Origin of the sequence: Barnesiella sp. B2-R-119 (assembly GCF_023656675.1) — a bacterium.
GTDB lineage: Bacteria > Bacteroidota > Bacteroidia > Bacteroidales > Barnesiellaceae > Barnesiella > Barnesiella intestinihominis.
Genome location: NZ_JAMOKL010000003.1, coordinates 121,667 through 147,374, shown reverse-complemented (window position 1 = coordinate 147,374; position 25,708 = coordinate 121,667). Strand labels below are relative to the sequence as shown.

Annotated in this window: 25 protein-coding genes; 5 read left to right on the top strand and 20 right to left on the bottom strand. The window is 47.6% G+C overall.

The window, feature by feature from the left end:
• The first annotated feature begins 509 nt into the window (after nucleotides 1-509).
• Together priA and NBH06_RS07055 are read left to right on the top strand one after the other, a co-directional pair.
• Complete coding sequence (priA, locus tag NBH06_RS07060) at nucleotides 510-2,975, top strand: replication restart helicase PriA (protein ID WP_250793509.1); 2,466 nt, start codon at nucleotides 510-512, stop codon at nucleotides 2,973-2,975.
• Nucleotides 2,976-3,006: 31 nt separating this feature from the next.
• Nucleotides 3,007-4,095, top strand: a complete 1,089-nt coding sequence (locus NBH06_RS07055; RefSeq protein ID WP_250793507.1) for an SGNH/GDSL hydrolase family protein — start codon at nucleotides 3,007-3,009, stop codon at nucleotides 4,093-4,095.
• Between the two features lie 67 nt (nucleotides 4,096-4,162).
• Here the strand turns inward: NBH06_RS07055 and NBH06_RS07050 are convergent, their stop codons facing one another.
• The 7 genes from NBH06_RS07050 to NBH06_RS07020 form a co-directional block, all read right to left on the bottom strand.
• Complete coding sequence (locus NBH06_RS07050; RefSeq protein ID WP_051008922.1) at nucleotides 4,163-4,876, bottom strand: SGNH/GDSL hydrolase family protein; 714 nt, start codon at nucleotides 4,874-4,876, stop codon at nucleotides 4,163-4,165.
• Nucleotides 4,877-4,936: 60 nt separating this feature from the next.
• On the bottom strand, nucleotides 4,937-6,217 hold the full coding sequence (glyA, locus tag NBH06_RS07045) for a serine hydroxymethyltransferase (protein WP_250793505.1): 1,281 nt from the start codon (nucleotides 6,215-6,217) through the stop codon (nucleotides 4,937-4,939).
• A 76-nt stretch (nucleotides 6,218-6,293) separates the two neighbouring features.
• Nucleotides 6,294-6,929 carry a porin family protein gene (locus tag NBH06_RS07040; RefSeq protein WP_250793503.1) on the bottom strand — a complete coding sequence of 212 codons (636 nt, stop codon included), beginning with the start codon at nucleotides 6,927-6,929 and terminating at the stop codon, nucleotides 6,294-6,296.
• A gap of 10 nt (nucleotides 6,930-6,939) precedes the next feature.
• Complete coding sequence (locus NBH06_RS07035; RefSeq protein ID WP_195343207.1) at nucleotides 6,940-7,506, bottom strand: flavin reductase family protein; 567 nt, start codon at nucleotides 7,504-7,506, stop codon at nucleotides 6,940-6,942.
• 12 nt (nucleotides 7,507-7,518) lie between these two features.
• On the bottom strand, nucleotides 7,519-7,980 hold the full coding sequence (pyrI, locus tag NBH06_RS07030) for an aspartate carbamoyltransferase regulatory subunit (RefSeq protein WP_021891120.1): 462 nt from the start codon (nucleotides 7,978-7,980) through the stop codon (nucleotides 7,519-7,521).
• Between the two features lie 21 nt (nucleotides 7,981-8,001).
• Complete coding sequence (gene pyrB / locus NBH06_RS07025; protein WP_250793501.1) at nucleotides 8,002-8,916, bottom strand: aspartate carbamoyltransferase; 915 nt, start codon at nucleotides 8,914-8,916, stop codon at nucleotides 8,002-8,004.
• Nucleotides 8,906-9,136, bottom strand: a complete 231-nt coding sequence (locus NBH06_RS07020; protein ID WP_021891118.1) for a hypothetical protein — start codon at nucleotides 9,134-9,136, stop codon at nucleotides 8,906-8,908. Before NBH06_RS07020 ends, pyrB begins: the two co-directional genes overlap by 11 nt.
• A 129-nt stretch (nucleotides 9,137-9,265) precedes the next feature.
• Here NBH06_RS07020 and NBH06_RS07015 point away from each other — a divergent pair, with 129 nt between their 5' ends.
• Nucleotides 9,266-11,629 carry a transglycosylase domain-containing protein gene (locus NBH06_RS07015; RefSeq protein WP_373114126.1) on the top strand — a complete coding sequence of 788 codons (2,364 nt, stop codon included), beginning with the start codon at nucleotides 9,266-9,268 and terminating at the stop codon, nucleotides 11,627-11,629.
• A 60-nt stretch (nucleotides 11,630-11,689) separates the two neighbouring features.
• On the opposite strand, the gene NBH06_RS07010 is transcribed toward NBH06_RS07015, so the two are convergent.
• The 13 genes from NBH06_RS07010 to NBH06_RS06950 form a co-directional block, all read right to left on the bottom strand.
• Nucleotides 11,690-12,283, bottom strand: coding sequence for a LysO family transporter (locus NBH06_RS07010; RefSeq protein ID WP_021891116.1), 594 nt, complete (start codon nucleotides 12,281-12,283; stop codon nucleotides 11,690-11,692).
• Nucleotides 12,280-12,555 carry a LysO family transporter gene (locus tag NBH06_RS07005; RefSeq protein ID WP_157260369.1) on the bottom strand — a complete coding sequence of 92 codons (276 nt, stop codon included), beginning with the start codon at nucleotides 12,553-12,555 and terminating at the stop codon, nucleotides 12,280-12,282. Before NBH06_RS07005 ends, NBH06_RS07010 begins: the two co-directional genes overlap by 4 nt.
• A gap of 334 nt (nucleotides 12,556-12,889) precedes the next feature.
• Entirely contained in the window at nucleotides 12,890-13,591 is a 702-nt protein-coding gene (locus tag NBH06_RS07000) for a DUF2589 domain-containing protein (RefSeq protein WP_250793498.1), read from the bottom strand.
• Nucleotides 13,592-13,612: 21 nt separating this feature from the next.
• Nucleotides 13,613-14,110, bottom strand: a complete 498-nt coding sequence (locus NBH06_RS06995) for a DUF2589 domain-containing protein (protein ID WP_005680436.1) — start codon at nucleotides 14,108-14,110, stop codon at nucleotides 13,613-13,615.
• Nucleotides 14,111-14,339: 229 nt separating this feature from the next.
• Nucleotides 14,340-16,046 (bottom strand): fimbrillin family protein, encoded by a 1,707-nt coding sequence (locus NBH06_RS06990; RefSeq protein ID WP_250793497.1) that lies wholly within the window; start codon nucleotides 16,044-16,046, stop codon nucleotides 14,340-14,342.
• Nucleotides 16,047-16,112: 66 nt separating this feature from the next.
• On the bottom strand, nucleotides 16,113-17,630 hold the full coding sequence (locus NBH06_RS06985; RefSeq protein WP_250793495.1) for a fimbrillin family protein: 1,518 nt from the start codon (nucleotides 17,628-17,630) through the stop codon (nucleotides 16,113-16,115).
• A 34-nt stretch (nucleotides 17,631-17,664) separates the two neighbouring features.
• Nucleotides 17,665-18,552, bottom strand: coding sequence for a fimbrillin family protein (locus NBH06_RS06980; protein ID WP_250793493.1), 888 nt, complete (start codon nucleotides 18,550-18,552; stop codon nucleotides 17,665-17,667).
• 20 nt (nucleotides 18,553-18,572) lie between these two features.
• Nucleotides 18,573-19,460, bottom strand: a complete 888-nt coding sequence (locus NBH06_RS06975; RefSeq protein WP_250793491.1) for a FimB/Mfa2 family fimbrial subunit — start codon at nucleotides 19,458-19,460, stop codon at nucleotides 18,573-18,575.
• Nucleotides 19,461-19,476: 16 nt separating this feature from the next.
• On the bottom strand, nucleotides 19,477-20,577 hold the full coding sequence (locus NBH06_RS06970) for a DUF3575 domain-containing protein (RefSeq protein WP_250793489.1): 1,101 nt from the start codon (nucleotides 20,575-20,577) through the stop codon (nucleotides 19,477-19,479).
• Between the two features lie 236 nt (nucleotides 20,578-20,813).
• Nucleotides 20,814-21,896, bottom strand: coding sequence for a helix-turn-helix domain-containing protein (locus NBH06_RS06965; protein ID WP_007749116.1), 1,083 nt, complete (start codon nucleotides 21,894-21,896; stop codon nucleotides 20,814-20,816).
• 154 nt (nucleotides 21,897-22,050) lie between these two features.
• A complete protein-coding gene (locus NBH06_RS06960; protein WP_075965637.1) occupies nucleotides 22,051-22,839 on the bottom strand; it encodes a PRTRC system ThiF family protein in 789 nt (262 codons plus the stop codon).
• A complete protein-coding gene (locus NBH06_RS06955) occupies nucleotides 22,836-23,537 on the bottom strand; it encodes a prokaryotic E2 ligase family D protein (protein WP_250793487.1) in 702 nt (233 codons plus the stop codon). The genes NBH06_RS06960 and NBH06_RS06955 overlap by 4 nt, the downstream gene beginning before the upstream one ends.
• Nucleotides 23,538-23,553: 16 nt before the next feature.
• Nucleotides 23,554-24,633 carry a hypothetical protein gene (locus tag NBH06_RS06950; protein ID WP_075965635.1) on the bottom strand — a complete coding sequence of 360 codons (1,080 nt, stop codon included), beginning with the start codon at nucleotides 24,631-24,633 and terminating at the stop codon, nucleotides 23,554-23,556.
• 76 nt (nucleotides 24,634-24,709) lie between these two features.
• Here NBH06_RS06950 and NBH06_RS06945 point away from each other — a divergent pair, with 76 nt between their 5' ends.
• Entirely contained in the window at nucleotides 24,710-25,138 is a 429-nt protein-coding gene (locus NBH06_RS06945) for a conjugal transfer protein TraO (RefSeq protein ID WP_225739830.1), read from the top strand.
• 18 nt (nucleotides 25,139-25,156) lie between these two features.
• The gene (locus tag NBH06_RS06940; protein ID WP_014776477.1) at nucleotides 25,157-25,612 is read left to right on the top strand and encodes a DUF4425 family protein; all 456 of its coding nucleotides are present in this window, start codon (nucleotides 25,157-25,159) and stop codon (nucleotides 25,610-25,612) included.
• Nucleotides 25,613-25,708 lie beyond the last annotated feature (96 nt).

The window sequence follows — 25,708 nt, the reverse complement described above, 5'->3', positions numbered from 1 at the left end:
GGTTCTACTGTTTTTATTCTCCGTCTGTGCTACCTCGCTCTATACTTTGCGTTGCAACCCCCGTAAGGCTGGACACGGCAAGGGAGGAATGTGTGAATGTCTTGTAATGCCGTGGAGTGTAGGGAGGAGGGGGTAAAGGGATAAATCTCACTGATTTCCTACTGTGCCCGAATAAACCCGTTTCTACCTTTGACTTTCTCTATATTTATATAGATACGGTTCGGCATAGTCAAGTCGGAAGTATGATTTCCGTTTGTCTTTGCACTCTCTTTTCGCTATCTTTGCATTGAAACTCGAAGATACCTCCGCTCGGCAGAATAAAATTAAAGCGAGCTTTGTTTGGCTCTGCTCTCGCTTATATGTATCTTTGTTACTACGAAGATAGGATGCGGTTCGGCATAGCCAAGTCGGAAATGTGATTTCCATTTGTCTCTGCTCTTACCTTTCGCTATCTTTGCATAAGAGAGAGAGGGTATTTTTGATTTCTCTCGGAAAGAACAGGACTTGATATGAGCACACTTGCCGACGTTGTATTACCGCTGCCGTTATATAAATATTTTACGTATCGGATTCCTTCCGATTTGCAGGAGGCTTTGCAAATTGGCAGTCGGGTCGTGGTTCCTTTCGGCAGGAAAAAGTATTATACGGCTATTGTAGTTCGGTTACACGATGTCATGCCACAGGGATACGAGGTGAAAGAGCTTATTTCAGTGCTCGACGAGCGTCCTGTTTTGCGCCGTCCCCAATTACAGTTCTGGGAATGGATTGCCGATTATTATCTCTGTTCGGTCGGCGATGTGTATAAAGCGGCGTTGCCTTCGGGATTGAAACTCGAAAGTGAAACGACGGTCACGTTGAATACAGATTTCGAGGAACCGGACGATAATCGTTTGAAAGAGCGCGAATGGATGCTGTTGGCGGCATTGGGCAAGAAGTCACGCATGACCGTGCAGGAACTCGAAAAGGAGAGCGGAATGCGCAATATTTTACCTACTTTGCGAGTGTTGCTCGAACGAGAGGCTGTTTTTATCTCCGAACAGTTGAAGACGAACTACCGTCCGAAGACGGAAACTTATATTCGTTTGACGTTCCAGCAAGGCGATGATGCGGCTTTGCGCCATGCGTTTGAATGCGTGAAGCAAGCCAAGAAGCAGGAGACGATGCTACTGTCGTTTCTCGATTTATCTTTGTTTATGCAAAAGGGAAAACTGAGAGAGGTTTCCCGGAAGAGCTTGCTCGATCGTTCGGGAGTGTCTTCGGCGGTTTTGGGTGCTATGGTCGAGAAGGGGCTGTTCGAACCGTATAAGAAAGAGATAAGTCGTTTCGAGACAGAGGTTTATACTGTTCAAGTGGCTGCTCCGTTGAGCGATGCCCAACAAGTTGCATATCGGCAAATATCTGATTCATTTAAAGAGCATTCCGTCACGTTGTTGCATGGAGTCACATCGAGCGGGAAAACAGAGATTTATACTCATTTGATAGACCGTGTTCTGCACGAAGGCAGGCAGGTATTATACTTGGTTCCCGAAATAGCATTGACGACACAGTTGACGAATCGTTTACGCAAAATTTTCGGGGATAAATTGATGATTTATCATTCGAAGTTCTCGGATAACGAGCGGGTGGAGATTTGGAATACATTGCTCGACGACCATTCTCCCCGAATCGTTTTGGGTGTGCGGTCTTCCATTTTTCTGCCGTTCGGCGATTTGGGATTGGTAATTGTCGACGAGGAGCATGAAACTTCGTATAAGCAGTACGACCCGGCTCCCCGTTATCATGCTCGTAACGCTGCGATCGTTTTGGCTTCGATGCATGGGGCTAAGACTTTGTTGGGAACGGCTACCCCGGCTATCGAAACTTATTTCAATGCGAGGCAGGGGAAATATGGTTTGGTAGAATTGAAGAGCCGATTTAACGATGTGGAGTTACCTGAAATTATCCCGGTAGATGTGCGGGAGATGCGAAAAAAGAACCGTATGCGAGGGAATTTTACACCTGAATTGCTCAATCGCATGCAGGTTGCTTTGGACGGGGACGAGCAAGTTATTTTGTTTCAAAATCGGCGGGGATTCGCGCCCATGGTGGAATGTAAACAGTGTGCATGGGTTCCCAAGTGCGAACATTGCGATGTGAGTCTGACTTATCATAAGCGTTTTAATCAGCTGACTTGCCATTACTGCGGTTTTACGTATGAGATACCGAAAGTGTGTCCGGTTTGTGGACAGCCTACGATTGGGGTGATGGGTTTCGGAACGGAACGGATAGAGGAGGATATTGCTCAACATTTCCCGAATATACCGGTATCTCGTATGGATTTGGACACGACCCGTTCCCGTAGTGCTTATGAACAGATTATCGAAGATTTTTCAAAGAAAAAGAATAAAATCCTTATCGGCACACAAATGATTACGAAGGGATTGGACTTCGACCATGTGAGCGTGGTGGGGATATTGAGCGCCGACTTGATGATGAATTATCCCGATTTCAGAGCCCACGAGCGAGCTTTCCAGATGATGGAGCAAGTTTCGGGACGAGCCGGTCGGAAAAATCGGAAGGGTGTGGTCGTATTACAGACTTCTCAGCCGGAATCTCCTCTGATACGTCAGGTAATCGCTCATGATTACGAGGGTATGTATAACATGCAGTTGTCCGAGCGAAAGGCTTTTTCTTACCCACCTTATACCCGGTTGATATATATTTATCTGAAACATAGGGACGAGACTCTTTTGCAGGAGTTGTCGGTACGATATACATCTCTGTTGAGAGAGGTATTCGGCGCACGTGTGTTAGGCCCCGATAATCCGCCTGTGGCTCGTATTCAGTCTTTATATATACGGAAGGTCGTCTTGAAAATGGAACTTTCGGCATCGATGCCGAAAGTAAAGGAGATTTTGAAACAGGTCTATGAAAATATGTTGGTGGACGACCGGTTTAAGACTTTGTTGCTCTATTATGATGTAGACCCGATGTAGTGTGATCAATAACTAATTTATAATCATATCCATGGAACATAGAAATTTAATTGCAGTTTTATGCATGATTTCGGCTTTTATTTTGCCGATAAATGCGGAATTGAAGTATGTAGATGCGTTTCGTTTGACGCTCATCGGGAAAGTGATGCCGACTCCCGAAAATGTCTATCACCGGGTCGATACGGTAAAGTATAACGATATGCCGTTTCAAGTAAAGCGGTTGTTTACGCATTCGGCCGGATTGGTCGTTAGTTTTAAGACCAATAGCCCGACGGTTGCCGCTCGTTGGACAACGAAGGGAAAAGGTGTGATGGGAAACGTTACGCCGATATGCGATAGAGGATTGGATTTGTATATGAATGACGGCGGGAAATGGATACCGGTGGGTGCAGGCACTCCGTCGGCAGGAAAAGCGGAGCAAGAGCGGGTCATCACCAAGAATTTAAAGCCGGGGGTGCATAGGTTTTTGTTATATCTCCCGTTGTTCGAAGAGGTACGTTCGTTGGAAATCGGAGTAGACGAGGGGTCTTTTATCGAGGCAGAGCCGTCTCCGTTCCGTCATACGGTTCTTATGTATGGATCGAGTATCTTGCATGGGGCTTGTGCCAGTCGTTCGGGGCTGGCGTACCCTGCGCGAATGTCGAGAAATACGGGTATCAATTTCGTGAATTACGGTTTGAGCGGAAACGGTAAAATGGAGGCTGCGGTGGCCGATATGTTGAAAGATATTGATGCCGATGCTTTTATTTTGGATTGTATGCCGAATCCTTCTCCCGAGGAGATCACGGAGCGTACTCAATATTTGGTGAACACGATTCGGAAATATCATCAGGGAACTCCTATTATCATGATAGAGACTTATATGAGGGAAAACGGATACAGTGATCAAGCTGTGCACGATCGTTGTACCCGTCAAGGCGAGGCATTTGTGAAACAGTATGAACTGTTAAAGAAACAAGGTATAAAGGACCTGTATTTGATTCGGGACAATCATGCCATCGGGACAGATCATGAAGGTTCGGTAGACGGTACTCACCCTAACGACTTGGGATTCGATCGTATGGTAGAGCAATACCAACCTCAGATTATGAGGATATTAAAGAAATACGGAATCAAATGATAAAAAGAAAAAGGCTCGAAAAATTCGAGCCTTTTTCTTTTTATGGAAATCGCTTGGAGATGGCGACCTATGGGCGGGATAACGCTCGTTTGATTCCTTTAACAACCAATGGTTCCATAACTTTGTATCCGTCGAGGTTGGGGTGGACGCTATCCCTGCCGTAATTGGGGTTTAACCCTTTTTGTTCATCGACAAGGGCAGTATAAAAATCGACGTAAACCAATCGTTTCGAACGGGCGTAATCTTTAATGAGTTCGTTCAAGGCAATAATCGTATCTGCCGGTTGGACTTCGGGAGACCAGCCATATCGATTGGCAGGGAGTACGGAACATAAGACGACTTTTATATGGTTGGCTTGTGCCAGTTCTGTCATGGATTTGATATTGTCCATGATCATATCGATACTCGTCGGGCCGGTATTCCCGGCTATGTCGTTTGTCCCGGCCAATATGACGACTGCTTTGGGAGCCAGATGTATCACGTCTTGTCGGAATCGCAGAAGCATTTGAGAGCTGGTTTGTCCGCTGATTCCTCTTCCGATGTAGTCATTTTCGGAAAAGAATTGCGGATCCAAAGAAGCCCAATTTTGTGTAATTGAGTTACCCATGAAGACAACCCAATTTTTACGGGCATCTTCCGAGTCGTTTTTCCTCATTTCCATAATAGCTTTGTTGGCTTCGCGATAACGATTCAGATTGGGCCAATCTTGCGCTGCGCATTCAAGAGTCAGTATTGCTGTAAAGAATATGAATGGTAAAGAAAGTTTCGATAGAAGTTTCATGGTATTTAAAATGAAGTAAGAACACTCCATTCGGAGTGTTCTTGAAATGAATAAACGGTGTTAATAAGCAAAGATGGGGTATTCTTTCATCATGCCGTTGACCTTTTCCCGAACGGCTTTGATGACGGCTTCACTTTCTGGATTGGCCAAAACCGTGTCGATAAGTTCTACGATTTCGCACATCATTTCTTCTTTTGCTCCACGAGTCGTTATCGCCGGAGTTCCCACACGGATACCCGATGTTTGGAACGGAGAGCGGCTATCGAACGGAACCATGTTTTTATTCACCGTGATGTCGGCTTGAACCAATGCTTTCTCGGCGACTTTTCCTGCCAATTCGGGGAATTTGGTACGCAAGTCGATGAGCATGCAGTGGTTGTCAGTACCGTTGGATATGATTTTGTATCCTTTATCCATGAATGCTTTTGCCATAGCAGCGGCATTTTTCTTCACCTGAGTCTGGTATTCGATGTATTCGGGTTGCAGGGCTTCGCCGAACGATACAGCTTTGGCTGCGATAACGTGTTCGAGCGGACCTCCTTGTACTCCCGGAAAGACTGCCGAATCGAGTAATGCAGACATTTTCTTGATTTCTCCCTTAGGTGTTTTTTTACCCCAGGGGTTTTCAAAATCTTTACCCATGAGGATAATACCTCCACGGGGCCCGCGCAGGGTTTTATGTGTGGTCGAGGTGACGATGTGAGCGTATTTCAAAGGATTGTCCAACAATCCGGCGGCTATGAGCCCGGCGGGGTGAGCCATATCAACCATAAAAATGGCGCCTATTTCATCGGCTATTTTGCGCATGCGGGCATAGTCCCATTCGCGAGAGTAAGCCGAGGCTCCGCCGATAATCAGTTTCGGACGTTCGCGCAAGGCTACCTCTTCCATCATGTCATAATCGACGTATCCGGTATCTTCTTTCACACTGTACTCCAACGGGTGGAACATCAGTCCGGAGAAATTTACGGGGCTTCCGTGCGAAAGGTGGCCTCCATGTGAAAGGTTCAGCCCCAAGAATTTGTCACCGGGGTTCAATACGGCCATGAATACGGCCATGTTTGCTTGTGCTCCCGAATGCGGTTGAACATTCGCCCATTCGGCATTGAACAGTTTCTTGATACGGTCGATAGCGACTTGTTCGCTTTGGTCTACCACTTCGCAACCTCCGTAGTAGCGTTTCCCGGGATACCCTTCGGCGTATTTGTTGGTCAGGCAAGAACCCATTGCCTGCATGACCTGATCGCTGACAAAGTTTTCCGAGGCAATCAATTCAATACCTTTTCGTTGTCGTTGATTCTCTTTTTCAATGATGTCGAAAATAATGTCGTCTCTTTTCATATTGTGTTGTGTATTAAAAGTTTTTACCATAAATATCCTATTGAAATGCTCAATTCGTTGACGGCTCTGGACAGTTTTACCTGACTGGTTTGGAGCTCATCGGGATTGACTTTGAAAGATAAATCTTTGGAATTTCCCACACAATAGGCATACCGAAAGTCGATGTATAGATGCCTATGGTGGTGCTCAATCCGCCGATCAAATAGAATGAAAAGCTGTTAGGGGATTCATCGTAGATTAGGTTGCGGAATGAACCTCCCGTAGTGCTTATTCCGCTTGTTTCGTTAAAGATGTAGGAAACCCGGGGCCCTGCAAAAAGATTCATGAGGTAAGGGCCGTGTTTGGTGATGTTATAGCCGTATAGTATGGGAACATCGATGGCATAGGCCGATGTATTGATTTTGCGTAGCCCGTAGTCGGGATTATATAACCGGGTATGGAACTGGTGCATGCCCACTTCGAGTTGTATATAATGTTTTTTGAAATTGTATCTTCCTATAAAAGAACCGGATAATCCTAAACTCGATTCGGAATCGGATTCGTCGACTTTATTACCGTTCAGGGTCAAATGTCTTATGTCGACTAACGGCGCATTGACTCCCAAGCGGATTCCCCAATTGAATCGCTTGCTTACGTTCAATTCTTGTATTTGAGCTTGAACTGTAAGAATCCATAAGAGTGCCATGCAGATAACCGTAGTGATTCTCTTCATACCTGTCTATTTATTTTTTCTTTTGGACAGACCAACCGAATTTCCCTATTTCTTTTCCTATTTCGTAGTAATGCCCGTGGGAATAGACCAATAGATCGGCCTTTTGCATATCGAACGCGCCTGTCTCGGGATCTATATATTTATCATCGGCCAATATGTTTACTACGTCGGATATGAACATATCGTGGGACCCGAGGCTGATAATTTCTCTTACCTTACATTCTATACAGAGGGGAGATTCCTCGACGTAGGGAGCTTTTACGATTTGAGCGGTTTTCGGAGTGAGTCCTGTTTTTTCGAATTTGTTATAATTCTTTCCGGAGGAAACGCCGCACCAATCGGTCACTTTTGCCATTTGAACGGTCGTGAGATTGATTACGAACTCCATGTTTTTTCTTAGAATCTCGTAGGAATATCTTTCCGGTCGAACGGATATGTAGCACATGGGAGGATTGGTACAGAGCGTGCCGACCCAACTTACCGTAATGAGGTTATACTCTTCGGGCGTATTACCACAACTGACCAGAACGGCCGGCAACGGGTAGATGGTAGTCCCGGGTTTCCAACTTTGTTTCATATATCGGAAGAATTAACAGATTTCTATTTCTTCTTTGGTTACCGACCGTTCGCAATAATGGCATTTTACTTGGACATCGATTTTGTCGGTTACATGAAATATGGTTTCCATCGGTTCGTTATTCGTGATGCATTTGGGGTTCCCGCAGCGGATAATGCCATGCACGATGTCCGGTAAAGATACTTTCCGTTTTTCGATGACTTGGTAATCGCGGATAATATTGATTTGTGCAGCCGGGGCTACCAATGCGATCTTATTTAAGTCTTCTTCTTTGAAGAAACGGTCGGCAACTTTGATGATACCTTTTTTCCCTATTTTTTTACTGGCTAAGTTATTGCCGATGGTTATACTGTTCGTACAGTTTTCAAGACCTAAGATAGATACTACTTTGAATAATTGGCTCGAAGGTATATGGTCGATAACGGTTCCGTTTTCGAGAGCCGCTACTTTTAGTTCTTTTTTTTCGTCGTTCATGATTACCGAAAATAAAAGGGGTTAAACTTCAATTCCTAAAACTTTACAGATAATGGCTTGCCGAGCGAATAGTCCGTTTTTGGCTTGTTGGAAATAATAGGCTTTGGGATTGCTGTCGACATCGTAAGAAATTTCATTAACCCGGGGGAGCGGGTGTAAGATTCTCAGATTAGCTTTGCTGTGTTCGAGCATACTGTTGTGCAGCGTATATACGTTTTTAACTTTTTCGTATTCCATGAGGTCGGTGAATCGTTCGCGTTGAACCCGGGTCATGTATAGAATATCCGCTTGATTGATTACCTCTTCGGAAAATTCGGTGTGTTCGAAGTAGGGAATATGATTTTGTTCACAGAAGAGTTTATACTCGATAGGCATTTTCAGTTCATTGGGTGCGACGAAATGGAATGTGGGATTGAAATGAGACATAGCCATCAGCAGGGAGTGTACGGTGCGTCCGTATTTTAAGTCTCCCACCATAGTAATGTTCAGGTTCGATAGAGTGCCCTGTGTCTTGTAGATGGAATATAAATCGAGCATGGTTTGAGAGGGATGCTGATTTGCTCCGTCTCCTGCATTGATAACGGGAACGGAAGAAATTTCAGAGGCATAACGAGCCGCACCTTCGAGATGGTGGCGCATGATGATTAAGTCGACATAGTTGCTTACCATCATGATGGTGTCTTTCAGTGTTTCTCCTTTTGAGGAGCTGGTCGTGCTGGCGTCTGAAAATCCAATGACTTTTCCGCCTAATCGGTTGACTGCGGTTTCAAAGCTGAGTCGAGTGCGGGTAGAAGGTTCGAAGAACAGAGTCGCCACGACTTTACCTTCCAGAATTTTTCGATTGGGATTTTCTTCGAATCGACGCGCTTTTTCGAGAAGATCCAGAATTTCTTCTTTTGAAAAATCGGTAATAGATACTAAACTCTCATGTTTCATCGTCGGTATGATTTGTTTTTATATTACAATGCTCGTTAACAAAAAAGCCAACACGACTATAAAAGTCATATTGGCTTTTTATTTTGTTTTTTTCAAGAAAATGTATTTCTTGGCTTTTATAAAAATGCCTGTGCCGTAATGGATTATATGTTTGTTCTTGCCCACTCATTTCACTAAGCAAAGATAGTAAAAAAAGACCGAAAGCCAAGTGTTCAGACATAAAAAATATTCTTTATAAATCTACAAAATGTATTCGGATAAAATATATTTGTTACCTTTGCTTTAACAATTGGCTGCGGATAGAGCGAATGGCTTTTAAGACTTTGTTAATAAATGCATAGATGGAGAGATGAAAGTGGGTAAGTTGAAAAAATCTATCGGGGATACATCGCGTATTGTGCGGTATATGTGGTATGCCTTTGGGGGAATCGTTGTTCTTGTCGTTGCGGCCTTTGCGATGATTGCATGGGGGTGGATAGGATATATGCCGCCGATAGAGGATATGGAAAATCCGAAAGATAAATTCGCCTCGGAGATTTATTCTTCCGATATGGAAGTAATAGGCCGGTTTTATCAAAGCAAGAGTAACCGGGTTTATGTACATTATGATGAAATTTCTCCTTATTTGGTCAATGCTCTTATCGCTACGGAGGACATTCGCTTCAAGGACCATTCCGGCATAGATGTGAAGGCTTTGTTCCGGGCTTTTATCAAACGAGGGCTATTATTTCAAAAGAGTGCGGGGGGAGGAAGTACGATTACCCAACAGTTGGCTAAACTCCTTTATTCTCCTAATGCCGATAATGTGGTGGAACGGTTGTTCCAGAAGCCGCAGGAATGGGTTATAGCTGTACAGCTCGAACGTTTTTATACCAAAGAGGAAATCGTGAATATGTATCTGAATCATTTCGATTTCCTGAATAATGCGGTCGGGATACAATCGGCGGCATACATTTATTTTCATACGACTCCCGATAAGTTGAAAATAGAGGAGGCTGCGACGTTGGTGGGTATGTGCAAGAATCCTTCGTATTATAATCCCCGCAGGTTTAACGAGCGCACGAGGGGGCGTCGTAACACGGTTTTGAACCAAATGTATAAGGCCAAGTATATTACAAAGGCAGAACTTGACTCTTTACAAGCTTTGCCTTTGGAGCTGAAATATACTCGGGTGGATCATAAAGAGGGGTTGGCTCCTTATTTCAGAGAGCAATTGAGATTGATGATGACGGCAAAAAAGCCTGTGAAATCGGAATATCGGGGGTGGGAAGCTCAAAAATTCATAGACGATTCCATTGCTTGGGCGAATAATCCGTTGTATGGTTGGTGCGAGAAAAATGTGAAGGCTGACGGAACCAAGTATAATATTTATACCGATGGGTTGAAAATCTATACGACACTCGATGCGCAGATGCAACGGTATGCCGAGGAGGCTGTGGAAAAACATTTGGGCGGGTATTTACAACCTCGTTTCTTCGCCGAGAAAAAAGGACGGAGTTATGCGCCGTTTTCCCGAAGCATAACTCGGGAAGAGCGGGAGGCAATCTTGGACAGGGCGATGAAGCAGTCGGATCGTTATCGGGCGATGAAAGCATCGGGTGCGAGCGATGAGCAGATTCGAAAGGCATTTATTACTCCTGTCGAGATGCAGGTCTTTTCGTATCAAGGTTCGATCGACACGATTATGTCTCCATTGGATTCTATCCGTTATCAGAAGTCTTTCTTGCGAGTGGGATTTATGTCTATGGATCCGAATACAGGTCATGTGAAGGCTTATGTGGGCGGTCCTGATTTTACGCATTTTCAATATGATATGGCTTCGGTGGGACGGCGCCAGATAGGATCGACCGTGAAACCGTTCTTATATACGTTAGCGATGGAGGAGGGATTCACTCCTTGCGATATGTTTTTAAATGAACAGCCTACATTGATTACAGAAGACGGGAAGCCCTGGTCTCCTCGGAATTCGTCGAAAGCGCGTGTGGGCGAGATGGTTTCTTTGCGTTGGGGGTTGGCAAATTCGAATAACTGGATTTCTGCTCGATTGATGGATAAGTTGTCGCCCTCGTCATTGGCGAGGTTGATGCATTCGTTCGGGATTAAAAATAAGATAGATGAAGTCATCTCTCTTTGTTTAGGTCCGGTCGAGGTCTCGGTCGAGGAAATGGTGACGGCTTATACAGCCTTTTCGAACAAAGGCGTGCGTGTAGACCCTTTGTATGTGACTCGTATAGAGGATAATTTAGGGAATGTAATAGCCGAGTTCACGCCTTCGATGACCGAGGTTTTCAGTGAACAGGCTTATTATCGCATTTTGCCGATGTTGAAAGATGTGATAGATCACGGAACGGGCGGTCGTGTTCGTTTCCGTTATGGTATTACTGCTCCTATGGGAGGTAAAACAGGGACGACCAATAATAATTCGGACGGTTGGTTTATGGGATTTACTCCCGATTTAGTTTCCGGTGTATGGGTAGGAGGCGAGGATCGCTCGATTCACTTCGATGGTATGGCCGATGGGCAGGGAGCCAGTATGGCATTGCCTATTTATGGTCTTTATATGCAGAAAGTTTATGGGGATCAAAGTCTGGGTTATTCACAAGATAGCGACTTCGAGATTCCTGAGGAGTATTCCGATCCTTGTAGCGGAAGTTCATATATCGAAGAATCCGTTACAGCTCCCGTGGAGAGCATAGAGGGTATATTCGATTGATTTTTGCATCGTTTTGGTCGTTTTGATAGATACCCTTGCGGTTCTGTATGTCGGGGGCAATCATAGGTATAATAGCCAGATGAGGACGGGAACCGAAATATCGACGATGATGCCGTGAAAGATGGCGAAGATGACGTATTTTTCTCCGAGGGTGGCGCTGATGAGAGGTAGAGTCGTGTCGATGGAGGTTGCTCCTGCGGCTGTAATCGGGGCTAATTTCCCGCAATAACGGGCAAGTAGCGGAATTGTAAGAAGTGTCAAAAGCTCTCTGCTCAGATTACAAATAAGAGCGATAGTACCGATGTCGGCTCCTGCAAGCTCGTTCAGTAAAATTGCCGATAGACTGTAATATCCGAATCCGCAACCGATGGCAACGGTTTCTCGTAACGGAACGGGACAGAATAGCGAGAACAGACAACAAGCGGCGATTGTCCCGACGATCGTGGATAACGGTATCAACAAAATCTGGAATTTATATTTTTTGATGGGAGCGGATAGTGCGGTTAAATCACTGCCGAGTCCTATTCCCACCAAGAACATCATGACGTACAGGATATAGAGGCTGAGGGAGTCGTCGCATTCGGGGATTATGCCCCAGTAGGAACAGAGTACTCCCGCCGCAAAACATAACAGAATGATGAGGCTATTTTTCATGATCGTTGGTCATCTTCTTTTTTGAATAGGTGACGGTAAACGATCCACGATAAAAATACGCTTCCTGCAATGGATACAACGGAGATTGCGATACCTAAGAGGCCGAGGGTTCCCAGCCCTTGTATAACTTGCGGGTTGCTACCTACCGATAGACCCATCACGAAAAGTAACAAGAAAATAATGTAAATGTTGATTTTGGAAACGAGGGCGGGTATGGCTCGAATATTCCGTAATATATATCCGATCAGAACACCGGATAACATGACTATCATTACACCGAACATGCCGTTGAAATTGAAATAATTTTATTTTAAATTTTTGTCAGATTAACTGATTTATATGAAAGATAAACACTTATGGAAGTTTAGAAAAATTTCAGGTAACGATTTGGAGATTGTGCTAAATTCAGTATTTTACAATCTCAGACTCAAGAGACAACTCTTCAATAAACAAAGATACTAATATTTTTATATTAGGAAAAAGTTTCAAAGATATTTGAACTATTGATAGTCGCTACAGGGTTAATTCTTAAACTCGGTAATATCGGCATTTTTGTATGAATTATAAGAACGGGACTTTATCCATCCCGTTCTATATGTTTATACTCTATTTACTGCTTTCTGTATTTATAGGCTCGATACAGGAAGCCATTATATCCATCTGTTTTGACAGACCTTCGGTCTGCGGCTGCTGACTGGCTGTCACATGTATCTGGTATTTTGCCGTTTGGTTGGTCATGCGGGTGTTCTCGCGGGCGGTCGTGACTTTGCCGCTGATTTCCGCATTTATAAACCAATGTTTTGCAGAAGCTTTTGCCTCTACTTCTGCGTTGGTAGTGCTTTTTACGTTTGATGTATCGGTAACCTCCATCTGGAAATCGACATCCACGCGATCTATGAGCAGGGAAGGAATAGGCACCAATCCTATAAACGGAGCCTTGACACTTTGTGACATTGTTGTCATTTTTCCATCCTGCTGTATCGGTCTTTCGACATCGAATTCCAATATACGCGCTTTATTGCCGCTTTTACCATCAAATGCAATTTGCTGGTAGAAATTCCATGCTGTCGCTGCCAATTCCTGTTGTGCTTCGGCTGCTGCAATAAGTGGAGCTGCAATAAGTTCCCGCATGGGAAGCCCCTTGAATTTGTCAGTCACGTTTGAATCTGCTTTAAGAACTGGAGAAGTTTCTCTGTTTTGAGTCTCTTCCAATGCAGCGGAGATAATTTCTTTCGCCTGTCCGCTTACATTTTCATTCAAGTTTTCCGCATTTTCTTGTTGCCCTTGGTTCTTTATTTCTTCTGCCATAACATTTGAATTTTAAAATTGTTAGATATTTTTTACAAAATCGTCAATAATTCGGGAAATGCTCTCTGGAGTCTCCTGAACCTTAAAATTGACGCAAACCTCCATGACATCATCCGCATCCGGTTTTATGTTGCTCATCTGCATCTGGAGATTGGCTCTTTGTGGGCTGGATAACAATAAGTTGTTTTCTGGAATCTGTGATTCCACGCTTCCGACCTTCGCCTTGAACTTTATCTGCACATTATCCATCGCAAGATAATGATGGGATATCAAAGCTATAAGTGGAATATCAATAGTCTTGTCTCCAACCATGATTTTTTTCGATTGGAACGTATTTGCGTTATTTGCATTTGTTCCTTCAAAAAGTCTGGTCAGATTTTGTATCTGATGATTCTGCAATGTATCTTGTGCACAGTTTACGGCGTATTGCAAACCATTCATAATATCAGAGAATGAATTGGTTTGAACACTGTCCGGCTCATCGTCATTATTTTTCTTGTCTCTGTGAAAAAGTCCCATGTTTTTAATTTAATTACTTGATTTGTTGCCTTTAATGAGCACCAATCTTGACAATGTCCGGCTTACAGCTTCCATATTTACACTGGAGTCTATATTATTATTAACAATGCCTTGATGCCAAAACCTATATGGTGGATTCTCCGTGTGTTCCAGCACGTCCTCCTTTTTTTATTGGGGTTATACTTCGGTTAATGTTCGTTGCGGGCGGAACATTTCCGCCCGCAACGGCTTACTGCTTCCTCAAGGTAGGCAATGCTCCTTTAAGTTCGTAACGCCACTTTGAGCCTGCGTTCTGCAAGGCGGTGTTCATGGCATCAACGGCATTCTTCCAGGTAACGCCAGTGCCGTCCACCTTCGTGGCTTCGGGGACGATGTTTTCTTTATTGTAGCCGATGCCTTGTTCATGATTGTTCTTCCAATAGCAGGCGGTCACGGTGGTGTAGTTATTTCCCAAAAAGCCGCCGATATGTACTTTGCCGGTGCTACTACCCGTACTGGTTACGTTGCCCGTGGCATAGCAGGCAAGGAGGCTGATTCCTGCGTTCATTCCCACCAGACTGCCGCCAGCGATATTCTTTTTGGGGTTTATTTCTATGATCACGTTGCCCGTGGCATAGCAAGCGGTCAGGGTGGCACTCGAATTCGTCTGACCTGCCACGCCGCCGACATCGACCGTTCCCTTCACTGTGGCAGAGGAACTGCATCCGGTGATGGAACCGCCTATTTGAACACCCACCACACCGCCGACATACACCGTGCCGCTGACGTTGCCCGACACCGAGCAGTTTTCAATGGTGCCCCAGCTAGATCCTACCACGCCGCCAATACTGCCGCCATATATTTGATTGCTTGTTATCTGTACGCCCTCCATCACCACGTTCTTCACCGTACCAGCTCTATTGAGCAAGCCGAACAGACCCGCAAATTCGTCATTTGTCGTAAAGGTCAGCCCCGTAATGGTATGGCCGCCACCATCGAAGGTGCCTTTGTATGAGTTGTCGTAGTCTGTGCCTATCGGCGTCCAGGCTTTGCCGGTGAGGTCAATGTTTTTGTCGAGGGTAATGTTTATGTCGGTCTTACCTCCGTTCACTAATTCGGCTATATTCATCAGACCGTCGGCGTTATAGACCGTGTAGCTGCCGTCGTCCTCTATGATATAGCCTCTTGCCGTAGCGAGGGAGACGGTGTAGGTATATTCACCGCCCGCCTGCCAGTCGGTAGCATTCTTCATCTTATAAACTAAGGTCTTGCCGTTAGTGAAGGTGCAGGTAATGAAGGCCGTGCCAGCTGCCACACTTTGCGGGGCTACGATGGCGGTGTAGGTGTTGCTGCCCTTGTCATACGGGACGATTATATCCGGGTTGCCGCCTTCGGTGGAGAGACCCGTCAGCTGCACGGATGCCAGCCCCTCGGTGTTGTCCGTCAGAACGATGGTCACCCGCGCCGTGCGGTGGGTGAAGCGGAGCGTGGGGCTGCCGTAGGTCACCGTCTGCCCGTCGGCTACGATGAGGTCGCTGCCCTCAAAGTCTTTCTGGGCACTTTGGTTGGCTTTTACCTTTACCGCAGGTGGGGTTGTCTCGCCAGCGGTGTAGGGCCACCACGCCGTGACGGTGATGTCGTTGTGGTTGGTCCAGTAGTACGGGTCGGTGGAGGTCAGCGTGGCGCTGGTGGGGTCGGCGGTGGAGGGCGTCACGTTGTACGTCTTCACCGTGCCGTCCATCAGAACTGCCACGCTCTGCACACCCGTCCAATTGCCATCCGCGGGGGCACGGGTGCCGACGGTGGCTGTCGCGGCGGGATTCAGTCCCGTGGCGGTGAAGACGATGGATGTGCCTTCCGCCCCTTCCGGTAGGAAGCCCGCTTCGTCCTGCGTGCAGGCGGCAAGGGCGAACAGCAGGGCGATGGCTGCGAATATATGGATGTTTGTTCGTTTCATGATGCGTGTTGTTTAGGGGTTGTTATTGTTTCTTTTCAGTACGGGCAGGCCGTCGGTGCCGAGTGCTCACTGGTAGTCGTTGCCGGTGAGGGCGGGGTTCATGCCGTCGACGGCTGTCTGCCATTTCGCGGTCGCACCGTCCACCTTCGTGGCATCTACCGTTCCTCCATGATTACGGAATACTCCTTGCCCGGCATTGCCTCCCCAATAACAGGAAGTTATAGTATTGTAGTTATAACGCACTATTGCTCCAGATTCATACTCTTTCAATGTGCCGTCGAACCAGCAAGCGGTGATACTGCCATAATTTAAATCGGCTATACCACAAGTTCTACCATATGCAGAAATTTTTCCCGTCACAGAGCAGGCAATGATTTGACCCTCATTTTGCTCCACTATTCCAGCTGCTGATCCACTACTGCCATACAGATTCACATCTATGAGTTGTAGGTTCTTTATCACACCACGTACATTTAATAACCCAAAAAGTTCAGTAGTCGCTGCTGAAATGTTTAATCCCGTAATGCGGTGTCCCTGCCCATTAAAGACGCCGGAGTAGCCAGGCCATGTGCCTATCCGTGTCCAATCCTTACCCGTCAGGTCTATGTCGGCGGTGAGGGTGCAATTTATCGATTCGTCCTTTTGTGCGGCTTTGTTCCATGCCAGCAGGCCGTCAGCGTTATAGACCATGTAACTGCCGTCGTTCTGTATAGAATAGCCCAAATCCTCGGCTGCGCCGCTCTCGCCGCCGCCGTCAACCCAGCTGCCGATGGTGCAACCCTCTAACGTCAGGCCGGTGGTGTTCACCTTAACTGTATATTTATAGCGGCTACCCGCTTCTAATACGACGTTGTTCTGCGGACGGAAGTAGAAGGTGCCGCCGCCGAGTTTCACCTTGACGAACGGCTTGCCTGCCGCAACGGTCTGCGGGGCAGTCAGTGCCTCGTAGGTGTTGCCGCTTGCGTTGTAGGTCTTGATGGCGGTCGGGTTGCCGTTATCGGCGGACAGACTCACGAGGCTCACCGTGGCACCGGCGACGCTCGTGAATCCCGTGCCGGGCTTCAGTTCGATTGTCACGCGTGCCGTGCGGTGGGTAAATTCAAGAGTCGGGTTGTTAAATTCCACCTTCCGGTTCTCAGCAGAGATGAAGTCGCTGTTCTGGAAGTCAGCCAGTTTGCTTTGGTCTTCGGCCACCTTCACGGCAGGCATCTGTGTGATGTTGGCATTGTTGAAGGGCCACCATGCCGATACGGTAATCGGGTTGCGGCTGGTCCAGTAGTACGGGTCGTTCTCGCGTGAAAGCGTGGCACTCTTGAAATCGGTAGAAGCCGTTACGGTGTATTCCTTTACCGCATCGCCCAACTTGAGTGCCACGGAAGTGACGCCCTGCCAGTCGCCGTCCACAGCGGCACGGGTGGAAGGGGCTGCCAGCGGCGTTGCTTCTACGGACAGTCCGGTGGCACGGATGACGACGGGGTATTCACCTTCGGGCAGACGGTTATCGCCAGCAAGTTCGTCCTGCGTGCAGGCGGCGAGGGCGAACAGCAGTGCGGTGGCTGCGGGGATAAAAATTCTATGTCTCATAATTCTTCAACCTAATCAATTAATTATTAATATCTTACAGGCTAGCATTCACTTCTCCGCCGTCTATATCGTTCCACTTTGCAATGGTGGCTTCGCTGACTTCAAGGACTTTGTTGCGTACCTTGACGGTATAGGTATAGTTGTTGCCCGCCTGCAGTGCGCCTTCGGGCATGGTGAGTGTGGCATGATATTCCTGACCTTTGTAATTCACAACCAACGGCAGGGATGCAACTGTCTGCGGGAAGAGGATGATCGATGACGTGAGATTGCCGTCTGCCAGATTCATGGTCAGTTCTCCGGTCTGTGCCCCGTTGTCTGCGGTGGCAATACCGTCGGCCGTGTTGAACGTACCGGTGAGTAACAATCCGTCCAGCGTGTAACGTTCAGGCTTGACCACGCTGAAATTCACGCCGTCGCCCGCCTCGAAGGTAAGGGTTATCTGGCTCATGCGGTGGTGGAAGGAGTTGTCTTCACCGCCTTTGGCGGTTTTGTCGGTGAAGCTTACTACCGGGTTGTTTTTGTCTCCCGTGGCTCCTGTGGCAAAGAGGAAGTCAATGGCAGACTGGTTCTGCTGCGCCGTGGCATCGGTCGTGGCTGCGAGGATACCTCCCGCCGCGTTGTACGGATAGTAGGCGCGGAAAGTATGGGTCTTTGTATCTTCGATATAGATGACCTTTTTTTCTGCCTCAAATTTCCCATTTTTCAGGATGAAAGGCACGTTGCCGTACTGGGTGTCGTTGCCGATGTCGGTGATGCCGATACGGTCGCCGTTATCCCAGGTGGTTCCGCTGGCGCGGGTGGCGGGGGCGATGTTGGCGGTAAACTGGGCGGCCACGGGGTCACCGTTCAGGTTCTCGTTGTCGTTGTTGCAGGCTGCCAGTGCGAGGGCGAGCGTCGCAAGTGCAAAAAATCTTGTCTTCATTATATCTGTCATTATATTAGTTACAAATCGGCATTTACATCATCACCTTTCACTTCTTCCCAGCCGTTGATTTCGGCTCCGTCCACTTCCATGCCTTCGGGAGTCTCAACCAGCGTTCCGCCGAGGGTCAGCGATTCGCCCTTTCCGGTGTTGAACTCCTTGAGGGCTTCCGTGAGGTCGCTTTTCAGCGTGGTGGGGGTCGGGTTGCCGTCAGCATAGCGGATTTCACCCGTCAGCAGTTGTTCCGTTCCGGTCACACCCAGCAGCCGCACCGTGGCTTTCCACTTGCCAGCATCGTCACCTTCGGTTATCTTGGTGAAGGGCAGCACGACGTTCGAAGCGGCTCCGTAGGTATCAGTAGCGAAATTGAGTGTTCGGGCTGCACCCGTCAGATGGGCAACAATCTCCGTGATGCGTCCAGCGGCATCACCCGTCGGTTCGACGACAAGCGTCAGCTCGCGCACCTGCTGCTTCATTGTAGCGGTCAGCGGATAGTTCTTGTCTTTCTCGATGGTCACCTGTTCCGTATAGGTGAAGAACCATCCCGGGGCATTGTTCACAAAGGCATCCGTGCCTGCCCGGGTTCCCGTGGCTGCGGCAATGGTGGCTGTGGTGCCGTTCACCGTGATTCCTTCAGCCGGGTTCCACACCGCAAGGGTGTAGCTGCCCGGAGCAAACAGATGGTCGGGGGCATGGGTGGCGGAAGTCTCCGTACCCGTATAGTCGCCCATGGTGACCGTCCATGTGGCAGGTATGTCGATACCCTCACCGCGGGCCGACCAGTCGGCTGTTACCGCAATCTTCCCGTAGTCGGGGTGCGGCGTGTCATAAAGCGTGTCCTTCACGCAGGAAGAGAGCAGCACGGCGGCTGCCATTCCCATCATATTTATATATTGTTTTGCTTTCATATTCTATTCCTCCGTGTTAGAATAACTTCCATACCAATGTCACACCGGCATTGATGGGGCCCCACCAATCTTTTGTCTCGTTGCCGTGGCGTACACGCACGCCGTCGATGACCTCATATTTCTCATAGTCGGCATTCAGGTAGCCCAGACCGAGGTTGAAATCAAGAGCCAGTGCCTTGTTCAGCCGCAGCTGGTGGCCGGCGGTGATGCCGCCACCCATCAGGTCGCCCTGTTTGCCTGTTTCGGAGAGCTTGTAGTTGAACTGTCCGGCCTTGAACAGCGCGCCCAGATACCAGGCTTTCTTCTCACCCATATAGTAACGCACTTCCGGAGCCACTTCCCAGAGTGCATAGCGGCGGTCCTTGTCGCTCCACGTCCATGAAGTCCACGAGCCGTTTACGGCAATGCCCCACGATGGGCAGATGCGCCATTCCACGCCAAGGTCGGGTGTCAGGGTAGCCCAGCGCAGCAGGTTGGCACGCAGGGAGAGATGATAATCAGTTGTGATTTTGGTTTCCGACGGCGTGTCGGCAAGTGTATTTTGTTGAGCGGCTTTCTCGGCTTCTGCCTTTTCAGCGGCAAGTCGGGCTTCTTCCGCCTTGCGCTGCTCTTCGGCAAGTCGTTCCTGTTCGGCACGCTTCTCGGCTTCCAGTCGTTCGGCTTCCGCCTTGCGTCGTGCTTCCGCTTCCGCATCCGTCACGGCTGTTTCCTTGACCGGTACCGTCAGGCGCACGGTGACAAAGTCTCCCTCTGTCGCATGGTTGCGGGTGATAAAGTTTTCTTCCTTGATTTCCGCACGGATAATCAGTTCGGATTTCACACGGTTGGCACGGATCTTCGCCGTGGCAAGGTTCTCGGTTTCACTGCCCAGCGAGTTGCAGTAGCCGTCAACCAGCAGCGGCAGCCTGCCGTCAAGAATGTCCGTTCTGTTGCGCTCGATGCATTCCAGCAGACGGGCAAGTTCCGTGTCATTGCCATTCCAAGGCACGTAGAACATGTCCTTCTGCGTAACGAACCGGAAGGTGTAGGTCGTGTCTGCTTTCTGCTGCGCAATGACAGGAAAAGTTACCGTCATCAGCCACAGAAACAGGGTGAGAAAAGTGATTTTTCTGCTCATATAAACTTGAATTTATTATCTTTGTCTTCTCCAAAGGTAATAAATGCCATTCAGCGCCCAAAATATTACAAAAACTTTTTCTGTTGAAATACAGCGTTTTATAAAAATTGTCGTTTGAGCACTTTTCAAATTGTCGTTTGAGCACTTTTTTTGTCGAATTAGCACTTTTTTGTCGCTTGAGCACTTTTTGAAAATGGGTTTCTGAGAGCTTTTTCATCGGCTTTTTACCACACAAATTATTCCAGATTTGCTTTTTTCCACTTGCCAGGCGTACATCCTTCCTTCTCTGTAAATGATTTGATAAAGTTACTGCGGGAAAGAAAACCGGAAGACTCAGCCAGCTTCTGTATATTGATTTCCGGATGCTCTTTCAGTATGTTTTTCGCATACTCCAACCGGAGACCGGTTATCCATTCGCGGAATGTCATTTTATACGTAGTCTTGATATAAGCGGAAAGATAGGTACGGTTTGTGTGAAGTATTTCGGACAGTTCTTTTATGGTAAGTCCCTGCTGGACATAGCCGTCTGTCTTTATCCAGTTGGCCACTTTCTCTATAATTTCTGTATAGGACACTGGAACTTCTTTCTCAGAAACTATTTCAGGTTCTGTTTCCGTATCTGTCAGAAGTTCTTCTTCAGACTGTATATCTTGCTCAAAAGCATTTTCCACCTGTTCATAGAACAGCAGGTAGTTCTGATAGCTGTAGAAAAGATAGCTGTAGAACGGTATTGACGACAAAATCCAGATAAAAACATATTTGTCTGGCAGAAATGTCAGCAATCCGCATCCGACACCGAAGATAACAGCCCAATAAGTGAATATGGAAAGCCATTCGATATATGTACCTATATCATCCGCCTGAGTTTCATTGAAAATCCGAATGGCTCTACGGTATGCAATTATGACTCTGCGAGCTAAAACGACTCCAAAAACGACTAACCATACAGCTAAAGCAAATAAAGAGAATTTTTGCATGATTCCGCTTGGCAACAGGAACAACACAACTCCGGAAAGAGTTGAAAATATAATCCATAAAATGATATGTGTCCACACACGCCGTTTGGTAATGTAAAAACGATCAAGCAACATTATCAATGCCGAACTGAACAGAGAATAGCACAGGAAGTATGTGGACATGTTCATCAATATGGCAGAATCCGCATTTTTGAATCGGATACCAAAGAAGAAATGTACCGAATAATTTGCCGAAAGCAGCAGCATAGCTATACCCATAATCTGTCGGGAGCGGAGATAATTCTTGAAAATTTTCTTTTCAGGAGTCTTTGCAAACAAAAAATAAAAGCCGAAGAATAACATCAACGGCAGTGCGGTATAAAGTGAAAAACTGTATATAGATGGCTCCATTGTTATGCTTATTTGATTTTGATACAAAGTTACGAAAAATATTGGTTTTCAGGATTATTTTCCTGAGTTCTTTTTTATATTTTAATCATACGGAAACGCTTTGATATTATACAGTTATCGGATTCACTTTCATGGTGGAGAGATTCAGGTACAGCCCGTGATGCTCGATCATACCGTTGCGGAACATTTTCCACAGGATGTTGCAGCCGAGCTGTGCCAGTGTGGAGTTGATGAACAGGTCCTGTTTCTCCAGAGCCTCCGCCAGCGAACAGCTCGGTCCGGAATCCTTTTCCTTCACTCTTGCGTATTTGACATATCGTGTGATCACCTTCAGCGATTCCACCGTTTCGTACAGCTTGGATGCCGGCTGTCTGATTTTCTTAGGTACGGTTCCGAGGATGACCTGTCCCGTATTCTGCATGTTGCCGAAGTCCATCCAGTACAGTGGTGTTTCGTGGCTTCTGTATTCCGAAACCGGCACGGCTTTCAGTATGTTCCAGAGGTCGAGACGGGACTTTATGTTGTCCGTGCAGGTAATCATTATGTTGGCCAGATTATCCCGTCTGGCGTCCTTCAGGGCTGCCGGATAGATGTCCGGTACCGCCTTCCAGTCGTTGCCGAAGAAGTTGTTCATGCGTGTGACGAGGCACTGCGCCTTGTTCAGTCCGATGTCCGAAGGGCTGAAGAGCTGCCGCCCGATGTTGGCTTCCGTCACGATGTCGGAATCATACAGTGTCACGAACAGTCCGGGATGTCCGAGTCCCCTCAGTGCCGTGTCAAGCCTGGCCAGGCAGGTAAGCACCTGTGAGCCTGTTCCTCCCGCTCCGATAAGGTTTACCGTTACCGGATGCTGCGGGTTTATGAGATAGTTGTCGATGTAGTGTACTCTTTTCATTTCAGTATGTCTTTAAGTTTTATGTTGTTCAGTTGTTTCAGTTCGTCGAGGTTGAAGTCCCTGTCCCGTGCCGCCTTTGCCACCAGCACGAGGTTTGACCTTGTCGGGTTCCCGTTCCCTCCCAGGTGGGTGAATTCCGTCAGCCAGAATTTCCGTTCCCAGTACTGCAGCAGCTTTTCATAGGTCAGGTCCTTCGGCAGCTCTATCCTGGCGTTTCCCAGACATACGCTGGAACCTGTCACGTTGAAGAACGGTGCGGCATACAGTACGGTATCCGGTCTGGGAACGTTCCCCTTGTAGGCATAGATTCTCATTCCGTGCTCTCCGGCCTCGTAGATTACTCCCGGCAGGTAATATTCCGCGTTTTCTATTTTGAGTGCGGTGCTGAAGAACATCATCCGCTTGTGCGGTGGATTGTACCACACGTATCTTTCGCTGCCCTTGCGCGAGTCGCAATACAGCAGGTTGTCGGGTATCTTCCCGTATGGAGTGGTACCGTGTCTTTCCGAGTATTCCTTCACGAGGGTGTTCATGAATTCCAGTGTCACCGGTCTTCCTTCCGTCATGTTTCCCCGGTCGTCAATACCCCGGATTTCAAGGAAGAAGTTCTTGTCCCCTTCCGAGGCATAGGCTATCAGTGCCGCCCTGGGGTTGAGCGGTGTCTTGATCTTTCTGGTCAGTTCGTTGCTGTCTATCATATGCTTTCAGATTGGTTTATATTGTGATGTTGATAAATTTTTCCGCCCATTTGAAGAAGCGTTCCGGGTAGTCGTCCATGCGGAACAGTTCCTCCGTTTCCGGAGACAGGTCACAGGTGGTGACCGGAATGATGTCGTATGTCTCCCGGCTGTAGGAGTTGTAGTAGTCCACGAGGTTGTCCGTCACGGGATCATTGCAGTCATAGACGACCCTTATCTGCCTGTTGAGATACATGGGCAGGTAGTCCGGTTCCTCTTCATAAAACGGGTCGTAGCCGTATTCCATGATGCCGCGTTCAGGCGAGAGGAATTCCAGACCTTCCTTCATGGCGGAGAGCAGGGACTGTTCGTATCCGTTCGCCGGCTTATACCGTCCGATTGCCTTCGGCAGGTCCTTGTAGTAGGATTTCCGTTCCACTCTCCTGAGCAGACTGTGTATCCTGCCTTTCTCGTATGAATGCAGCAGTTTCAGCCGTTTTTTCCTGTCGTCCTGTTCGTCGTCATTCTCTTCAGCCAGCCAGGTAAGCGCATATTCCGTGTCATCCTCGTCCAGTATGGTGTCAATTCCGTTTGCCTGCATCAGGTTGTGGATGAAGGTGACAGATATGCGTCTCAGTTCCGGCCCGAGATTTTCCACAAATTTCACAGGGAAGTAATACAGCGTAAGTTCTCCCCATCTGTGGCATTTCCAGAGACGGAAAATGAGTCTTTCCCCATCCTGCTCGATGTTTACATTCATGTCATTGCCGACAAGGTCGCTCATTTCATCATGCAGTCTCGTTATTCCTTCCGCCATTGTGAGTCCCGGTGCATGTACCGCTTCCTTTTTCATAAGACTCGCATATCTGAAAAAGGAATCACGCAGGTACTCGTAGTTTTCCCGCGTGATCAGGTTGCACGGCTTTCCGTCAGGACTTTCCGAGAACAGTTCCGGCGGAGGCATCGGCGTGAATGTGGTGTTCAGAAAAGAATTACGGCACCGCTGGGTGCCGCAATCCGTTTCTTCCTTTCCGTGCCGTAATGCACCTTCCTTTCGGTTTCCGCAATGATAAGTCTCGCGAGCTGTTCCGCCTGATATCCGTCCAATGGTACACATGATTTCTTCTTTTTTCTGTAGTCCTTTGCCATATCTGGTGGCCGTGTGCAGGGCACAATATATCGGAAGCCAGTATATGAACGTGAAGCTGGGCTATATCGTGGATGAAAGTCAGGTGCAGGGGACGTTCGGTTTTGGAAAGGTGTACAAGGCTTTCAAGGTGGGGGCAAACCTTAATTACCGGAATCTAAACCGAGATCTGGTAAAGGCAAACACCGTGACGGTCGGCCCGGAGCTGGCCTATTACGCCCTGAAAGGACGGAAATTCTCGCTCCTGGGGATCGCAGCCGGGACGATCGGCTACCAAAAAGCCAAGGCGAAAAGCGATCTTGTGTACCTGGCGAAAAGCAAGGCTTTCGTGTATGGATACGAGGTCGGGATAAGGCCGGAAATGTTGCTAAGCCCGAAAGTGGCTCTTTTTGCCGAATACAGGTTTGAAATGTTGTTTAACTCCATTCTCCGGAATAACAACCATGTCGGCCTGGGGTGCGTGATCTATTTATAAACTTAAATAATTGAAGGTATGAGAAAGTATTTGTATTTGTCGGCCGTATGCGTGTGCATGGCATTGTGTTTCGTCGGTTGCAGCAAGGACGACGACGAACCGGGAGGAAAAGGGGCGATGTATGAGGTAACGATCGAGCAGTCGGGAGATTTCCGCAGCTTCATTAAGTCGGTCGTGGTAGTCGCCAACGGTACGCGGTTGAAAGACGGGGCGACGGGGGAAAGCCTCGCAAGCCCGTTGATTCTAAGCGATGAAGAACTGGCCGTCGAAAAGGTGACGTTAACCACGACGGGAAAGGCGATCGAGTTCGCCGTTTCCGGTAGTGTCGTGGACGGGGAGGACGGTGTCGTGAACGAGCCGATGCAGTGGGTTGTGACCGTTTACAAGAACGGAAAGGAGATCGAGAAAAAGAGCCTTTCTTTCCGGGACGGGAAGGAGATCGGTATGGATGATCTTAATCTGTATTATAATTGACGTGACGGCCTGAATGTCCCCCGGATGAATGTTCGGGGGATTTTTTTTCTTTTGGGCGTTCCCGTGGGACGGTCGGGCTTTACGTTTCAAGTCCTC